The sequence below is a fragment of the Bradyrhizobium sp. genome (assembly GCF_049798375.1).
Lineage (GTDB): Bacteria > Pseudomonadota > Alphaproteobacteria > Rhizobiales > Xanthobacteraceae > Bradyrhizobium.
In genome coordinates, this window is record NZ_JBARGP010000234.1 from 1 (window position 1) to 7,535 (window position 7,535).

Genomic DNA, 7,535 nt, shown 5'->3' on the forward strand with positions numbered 1-7,535 from the left:
CCGATCCGTGACGACGGCGAAGCCGGCGAATGGCAGGACTGGCTGGTCGATAACTCGCCCAACCAGGAAGCCATCATGGCGGAGCACGAGGAGTTCGATCATCGCCGGCAGGCGCTGACCGGCGCCATCGGCGTGCTCAACCCGCGCGAACGCCGCATCTTCGAGGCGCGGCGGCTGGCGGATGATCCGATGACGCTCGAGGATCTCGCCGCCGAGTTCGGCGTGTCCCGCGAGCGCGTGCGCCAGATCGAGGTCCGCGCCTTCGAGAAGGTGCAGTCCGCCGTGAAGGGCACGATCGCCCGGCAGGAGCAGGCCGCTTTGGAAGCCGCGCATTGACGCGGCGACCGGCGATGGCTGGACGAGATGTGACAGAAGCCGGCGGCGACGCCGGCTTTTTTGTTGTGGGATCAATCCGCCGCGCCGCGGTGGTCCGCCAGCAGCGCGGCCTCGAGCGCCGCTTCGAACCCGGGAGTGACCGATGGCGCGTCGTGGTGCAGCGCGTAGCCGTTCTTGCCATCCTTCTTCGCCACATAGAGCGCCCGATCCGCCTGCGCCACCAGCCGGTCCGGAAACGCGCCGATCTCGCAGGTCCATTCCGCCACCCCGATCGAGACCGCAATCGAAATGTCGACGCCGGCACAGGCCTCCGCATCATCGCGACAGACCTGCAGCACCCGCTGCGCGATCATCGCGCCTTCGTGCAGGCCGGAGGACGGCAGCACGATGCAGAACTCGTCGCCGCCGGTCCGCGCCAGCATGTCGCCGGGACGCAATCGTGTCTGCGCCATCAAGGTGAAGTGCTGCAGGCAGGCGTCGCCAGCCGCATGTCCATGGGTGTCGTTGATGGTCTTGAAAGCGTCGAGGTCGATCACGAGCAGTGCGAACGCCTCGCCCGATCGCTCCGAGCGGGCGCATTCCTCGGTCAGCCGCTGCATCAGGTAGCGGCGGTTGCCGACGCCGGTGAGATCATCGAGCAGCGCGAGATCCGCAACCTCGTTGCGGAGCCGCTCCACCGCCATCAGCAGAAAAGCGAAATTCCACGACAGCCCCAGAAACACCAGCAGCAGCATCAACCCCGACTGCAGGCCGTTGAAATCGGTCAATGTCAGCGGACCGCCGATGTGCAGCAGCGCGCAGGCGGAGCGAAAGACCTGCAGAGCGAGGATCGTGGCGGCGATGACGCCGGCCAGCCGCGCACCGGGATTGTTGCGATTGGCGCCCCGGCCCAGCGTCGGCCTCAAGGTCGAGACCAGCGGAATGCACTGGCCGATCGAATACACGACGATGCGCATCGCCATGTCGTCGACGGCATAGATGAAGACGGCAAGTCCGACCGCGGTGGCAACGGGCACGATCATCGGCGTCCGCCAGGAGGTCGGCACGTCGTAGAAGCGCCGCACGCCCATCGCCGCCAGGCAGCACGCCAGCACCATCAGGCCGCCGCCGAGCACCAGCGGCAGGAAAGGCTCGATGCTTCCGCGCAGCATCGCGATCGAGGCGCCGGCCGATGCAAAAAGCGAGGCCCCCGCCCAGTAGCGCGCCGCCTCGAACTTCGGATAGGCACGCGCGACATAGAGCCAGACCAGCCCCATGGCGAGAAAGTTGAATACGATCACGATCCACAGCGTCGGAACGCTTAGCATCGCAGCCGCAGGACCCGCGTGGCCCTGTCCTCTCTGTCTCCGAACGTCGCGTCCATGGCCATCCCCGTCTTTGCCGGCACGATGGAACGCGTGCGCTTAACGGACCCTCAATGGCGCAGGCGAGATCATGCCTTGGTTGTGAATCCATGAAGATGCGGATTTGCGCGCCGTTAACCCTGCGCGGCCACCGGCATACGCGCCGACCGCGCATCGGGCTTGCAAGACTTGTGGATAAAGGGGTGACAGGCAGGCGCGCGGTGAGGCAGTCGGCTGCGAATCTGCTGGGATCGATTCCCGAGGATGTTGCAAGGATATCATCCGAGCGAGCATGCCTCGCGTCGCGTTCAATCCATCATTCCTTGAGAGGACACCATGGCGAAGAAAGCGAAGAAGGCCGCCAAGAAGACGGCCAAGAAGACCAAGAAGGCGGCCAAGAAGAAGTAGTCGGATCATTTGCACGTCCCGGGTGGAGCGTGGCTTCACCCGGGCTCTCTTTCCGCCGCCGCAACCAAGGTGCGATGCCGGCATGGGATGTCCTAACGCTGGGTCAGGGCGAGCCGCGCCCCGAGCAGCACGAAACCGCCGGCAAAGGCGCGGCGCATCCAGGCCATCACCTTCGGCCGCGTCACCACGGACGTGCGCACGCGGGCCGCTGATATCCCATACATCACGAACACCACGAACGTCATCGCCATGAACACGCAGCTCAGCGCCAGCATCTCGGCAAGCGGATGGGCTGCGTCGGCGGCGATGAACTGCGGCAGGAAGGCGAGGAAGAAGATCGACAGTTTCGGGTTGAGGATGTTGATCAGGAAGCCGGTGAGGATGATGCGGCCATGCGACCGCGCCTCGGTATGGGTATCGACCGCGAGCGCCCCTCGCTCGCGCAGCGCCTGCCAGGCCATGTAGAGCAGATAGAGCACGCCGCAATATTTCAGCGCGGCGAAGGCCATCGCGCTGGTGTGCATGATCGCGGCAAGCCCGAAGATCGCAGCCCCCATCGCCGGAATGATGCCGAGCGTGCAGCCCAACGCCGCGGCGAGGCTGGCGCGGCCGCCGCGGGTCAGCGCGACCGCAAGCGTGTACAGCACGCCGGTGCCCGGCGAGGCCACGACGATGAGGGACGTCAGCAGGAACGCAATGGACACGGCAAGCCCCCGAATATCAGCGCTCCCTCGCTGCTATCATGGCGCGCGCGGCGGCGGAAGCCGGCCGCGCTGGATCCTAGCTCCGGCGCCGCTCCGGGGATTGGTTCACCAATGCGGTCTCCGCCTCGCGCAGCACGTCGAGCGGCGCCCACGGCTTCGACCAGAACTTGGCATCCTCCGGCAGCGGCTGCGACAGCGGCCGCCCTGAGGTCACCACCACGCTCAGGCGCGGATTGCGCTGCTTGGCGATATGCGCCAGTTCCACGCCGCTCATGCGGCCGGCAAGCTGCACGTCGGTCATCAACAGCAGGACGCGGCCCCCGCTCCGCTTCAGCACGAGCTCGGCCGCTTCGGCGGTCTCGCAGCTGATCACGTCGTAATCGCTCTCCTCCAACAGGAGGCTCATCATCTCCCGCTGCATCGGATCGTCTTCGACGATGAGTGCTGTGGCGCGAAAGGGTTTTGATTGTCCCATGGTGCCTCCCGAAAAGGTGCGAATTAGCAATAGTAACGAGAGTTAAAAGCGGAACCGCCGGATGGTTCGGTTCCAATTCGAAAAAGTGCCGTAAATCCTACAAAAATTTTCGATGCACGCTGAGCGGCATAATCATGAAGCACTGGGGGAACAATGACGGCAATCAAGGACGGGGCTGCGGCGGTGACTGGCGCAGCGAGCGGCATCGGGCGGGCGCTGGCGATCGAATTGGCGGCACGCGGTTGTGATCTGGCGCTGGCGGACCGCGACGAAGCTGGATTGCAGGCGGTCGCCGCCGAGATCACTGCGACGACCCGCAACAACATGCAGCGCAACAACACGACACGCAACAAAGTCACCGTGCATCGGCTCGACGTCGCGGACGCCGGCGCGATCGGCGCGTTCGCGCAGGAGGCGTGCGCCGCGCATCCGGCGCTCAACATCCTGATCAACAATGCCGGCGTGGCGCTGTTCGGCCAGTTCCACGAGATCGACCAGGCCGAGATGGAGTGGTTGTTCGCCATCAATTTCTGGGGCGTCGTGCACGGCGCGCGCGCCTTCCTGCCGTATCTTTCGCGACAGCGCGAGGCGCACATCGTCAATCTCTCCTCGATCTTCGGCATCGTCGCGCCACCGGGACAATCGGCCTACTCTGCTGCGAAGTTCGCAGTGCGCGGCTTCTCCGAAAGCCTGCGGCATGAGCTCGAGGCGGCGCAGAGCAATGTCAGGCTGTCGGTGGTGCATCCGGGCGGCATCGCGACGTCGATCGCACGCAACGCGCGGATGGGACGCGGCGTGACCGACAATGCGCGGCGCGTCGAGGCGATCGAGCGGTTCGAGCAGCTTGCCAAGACCACGCCGCGCGATGCGGCGCTGCGCATCATCAGGGGCATCGAGCGCAACGAGCCGCGCATCCTTATCGGCAACGATGCCCGCTTCATGGACCTGCTGCAGCGAATTCTGCCTGCAACGTATTGGCGCGTGATGGCGAAGCGGCTCGCGAAGGCGCTGAAGGAAAAGTGAGTGTCTGCCATTCGTCGCGGTTGCGCTCATCGTGTCGTCACACGCGATGTCATTCCCCGCGCATGCGGGGAATCCAGTATTCCAGAGACGCTCATGATTGATCGAGAAGCCGCGGTGTACTGGATGCCCGCCTGCGCGGGGCATGACAGCTGAATACGAGATTTCGCTCTCGCGGCACATAAGCGCCCGAGTTATTAGTTTCATTCCGCTCTCTATAAGATAGAGGGCGCAGGGAATGCCGGGTGAAGGCCTCACCCATGGCCCGCCTGTAGAAAGAATACAGGCGGCAGTCACCACAGGATCAGCCAAATCATCCGGCATTCCCTGCGCGATGGCTTACGGCTTATACATGATCTCCCCGGGGACCGGCTCTCTTGCCCCCGTCGGCCGTGAACTCGTCGAGTTCGCGACCTTGATATCAGCACCGGGATATCAGGACCACACGACTTCGCCGTCCGCGAATGCGTCGTTCGTCCGCGAGATCATCGCCACGACGCGCTCACGTCCACCGCATCTCCAGCCCAACGCTCGTGACGATCGCGAAGCGCCCCTCTCATCGGGCCGGGATGGCAGATAATGTGAACTTGATTTGCCCGACGAGGCAAGTGCGAACCGGGTGCGACAAAGTAACCCGACGGGCAGTCACACAGGAGGTCACACATGCGCCGGCCATCGAGTTCTTCTTTGCAAGCTGTCGCGACATACACTTCCGTCGTCCCGGCGGAAGTCGGGACCCATAGCCACTGGATTTGATGAGTTGGATGGTACTAACCACGTGTCCGTTCTAGACATCACGCGGTATGGGTCTCGGCTCAAGGCCGGGACGACAGTGGAGTAAGCCGCGCCTATCCTGCCTCTACCGTCCAACCAACTGGTCCGCGAAATACGCAATCGTCTTGCGGTAGATCACCGCGTGATTCCACTCGCGCATGGCCTCGAAATTTGCACTGCCTTCTTCGTAGGAGCCGCCCATCTTGAAGCCGTTGGTGTGCAGCAGGTTGGCGGTCGAGGCCAGCACGTCGGGCACGCTGTGGCGCAGATCGACGCGGCCGTCGCCGTCGAAATCGACGCCGTATTTGATGTAGGACGACGGCAAAAATTGCGTCTGCCCGATCTCGCCGGCATAGGCGCCGATCAGGTCGCGCAAAGGAAGATCGCCGCGCTGCAGGATCTTCAGCGCGGCCAGCAGCTCGCCCTGGAACAGGTCCGAGCGGCGGCAATCATGCGCCAGCGTCGCCAAGGTGCGGATCACCGGCAGCTTGCCCATGTCGCCGCGGCCGAAATCGCTCTCCAGTCCCCAGATCGCGACCAGGATCTGGCGCGGCACGCCATATTGCTGCTCGATGCGCGCCAGCAGCGCCGCGTGCCGCTGCAGCATGGCGCGGCCGCCATTGATGCGCCCGGAACCGACGCGGGTCGAGACGTACTGTTCGAACGTCTTGTTGAAGGTGTAGCGCTGGCGGCGGTCGAAGGCGAGCACGCTGTGGTCGATGGTGACGCCGCCGAGCGCGCTCGACACCACGCTGGCCGAGACGCCGGCGGCCTGCGCCTCGGCGGACATGCTGGCGACGAAAGAATTGAAATCGCCGCCGCAGCGAGCGGCCTGCGCGGAGCTTGCCGCGAGACAGACCATCGATGCGAGTGCGAGACGGCGGATGAGCATGCTGATTCCTCTGGCCAATGCAGTGGCGCGCATCATGGCATAGCGCCAAGAGCGGCGTCAAAAACCCGTGGCAACGGGCCATCGACCGAAACGATTGATCCTCGTCAATCCGATCGCGGCCTTTTTTCCTAGACTGGCCTGCGTGATAGGAGACAACGCCATGATCGGAATCACGCTGTCCTCGGAGCAGATCCGCAATGCGCCGCCGGACGTACGGCACTGGATCGAGCATCAAGTACTGGCAGAGCTGGGGCTCAGTGCCGAGACGCCGCCGGCGCCCGTGCAGAGCGCCCATCTTGCCGCGTTGACCGTCGAAGAGGCGGCGCGGCTGCTGGCCGCGATCGAGGACGTGCTGCCGGCCGTCAACGTACTGTTCGAGTTTGGCCGGCCCGGCATCGCCTTGGGCCAGCCGCCAGTGATGCAGGTTCGGCTGATGGATATCCTGCATCATACCCGACTGCAGAATGTCAGTCAGGTGATGACGTGCCTTGAGACGATCGATGCGGCACTGGCCGAGATCAGTCGCGACCCGTCCGTGCGCTTCTGCGGCTTCGACAATGTCGGCCATTGCCTGGTCACCCCCGAGACCCAGCGCGCAATCGCGACGCTGTGGCAGAGCGTGATCGCCAAGCAGCCCGGCGTCGCCGAGGGCAAAGCGGCGTAGCCGCTGCTCAAGGGCGGGTGAGGGGTTTGGTCCGCAGCGAGAGACCCCTCACCCGGCTCGTCACGGCGCATCGCGCCGACGAGCCGTCTTTTTCAGTGGGAGGTTCAGCGAGTTCGCCGCTCGCGCGCGGTTCACCAATGTCCCTTGCGCTTATTCCAGGTGAACAGCAGGTCGGCAAAACGGTCGTAGCCGAAGCGCGTCACCGGGCGGATCACGGAATTGCCAAGCAGCGTCGCCAGCCAGCCTTCGCCCGGCGTCAGCTTCCAGAGCAGCAAGGCCACATCGGCGCCGACGATCAGATGCCCCTCCTCGTCGGTCGCATGCAGCCGCCGCCTGACGTCGTCGACACCGGCGCCATAGGCGGCCAAGGCTTCCGGCTCGTCGTTGATGTCCTTGAAGGCCACCCGCCCCGAGCGCACCAGCGCCAACAGCTTGTTGCGCTGCCAGTCGATCCCGGCGTCGCAGACCGGGCAGCGGGTGTTGTACCAGACGGTCAGTTGCGGCATCGGCATGGGCGTTCATCACGGTGACACGGAATCCAGGGCATCAAGGCATGCCCATCCGGCAAAATCGAGGAGCATTCTCCGCTCCGGAGGGTGAGCAAAGCGAAGCGTACTCACCATATACAGCGGAGATTGTATCGAGGGCGCGCCGCCCGTCAGCGGCAGCTTCGCCCTGGACGTTTAACCATCCTGTTCAACAGATTTAGCCAGCAGACCGGCGCCCGGCGTCGTTGACGCCGCGTCCAATATCGTCGAAAAGCCCGCCATGCCCAAAAAGCCCGGAACCAACCCCAAAGGCGAATTCGCCTTCTTCAACGTGACCTACGAGGACGGCTCGCAGCGCTCCAACCGGCGGGTGCCGGCCGAACTGCTCGGCGGCCTCGACGGCGACGAGCCGGCCCGCAGCTTCATCATGG

General features: G+C 64.5%; 8 protein-coding genes. 3 read left to right on the plus strand and 5 right to left on the minus strand.

Going from position 1 to position 7,535, the window contains the following annotated elements:
* On the plus strand, positions 1-336 hold a 336-nt coding region (locus WA702_RS09855), incomplete at its 5' end, for a sigma-70 family RNA polymerase sigma factor (protein WP_425110334.1).
* A 71-nt stretch (positions 337-407) separates the two neighbouring features.
* Here WA702_RS09855 and WA702_RS09860 read toward each other — a convergent pair.
* From WA702_RS09860 to WA702_RS09870, 3 genes are all read right to left on the minus strand, one after another.
* Positions 408-1,643 carry a diguanylate cyclase gene (locus tag WA702_RS09860; protein ID WP_425110335.1) on the minus strand — a complete coding sequence of 412 codons (1,236 nt, stop codon included), beginning with the start codon at positions 1,641-1,643 and terminating at the stop codon, positions 408-410.
* Positions 1,644-2,179: 536 nt separating this feature from the next.
* Positions 2,180-2,791, minus strand: a complete 612-nt coding sequence (locus WA702_RS09865) for a LysE family translocator (RefSeq protein WP_425110336.1) — start codon at positions 2,789-2,791, stop codon at positions 2,180-2,182.
* Between the two features lie 76 nt (positions 2,792-2,867).
* A complete protein-coding gene (locus WA702_RS09870; protein WP_425110337.1) occupies positions 2,868-3,266 on the minus strand; it encodes a response regulator in 399 nt (132 codons plus the stop codon).
* 153 nt (positions 3,267-3,419) lie between these two features.
* Between WA702_RS09870 and WA702_RS09875 the strand changes: the two genes are divergently transcribed.
* Complete coding sequence (locus WA702_RS09875) at positions 3,420-4,289, plus strand: SDR family NAD(P)-dependent oxidoreductase (protein ID WP_425110338.1); 870 nt, start codon at positions 3,420-3,422, stop codon at positions 4,287-4,289.
* 856 nt (positions 4,290-5,145) lie between these two features.
* Here the strand turns inward: WA702_RS09875 and WA702_RS09880 are convergent.
* On the minus strand, positions 5,146-5,952 hold the full coding sequence (locus tag WA702_RS09880) for a lytic murein transglycosylase (protein ID WP_425110339.1): 807 nt from the start codon (positions 5,950-5,952) through the stop codon (positions 5,146-5,148).
* A gap of 160 nt (positions 5,953-6,112) precedes the next feature.
* Here WA702_RS09880 and WA702_RS09885 point away from each other — a divergent pair, with 160 nt between their 5' ends.
* Positions 6,113-6,616, plus strand: coding sequence for a hypothetical protein (locus WA702_RS09885; RefSeq protein WP_425110340.1), 504 nt, complete (start codon positions 6,113-6,115; stop codon positions 6,614-6,616).
* Between the two features lie 131 nt (positions 6,617-6,747).
* Here the strand turns inward: WA702_RS09885 and WA702_RS09890 are convergent, their stop codons facing one another.
* Entirely contained in the window at positions 6,748-7,122 is a 375-nt protein-coding gene (locus tag WA702_RS09890) for a thiol-disulfide oxidoreductase DCC family protein (RefSeq protein ID WP_425110341.1), read from the minus strand.
* Positions 7,123-7,535 lie beyond the last annotated feature (413 nt).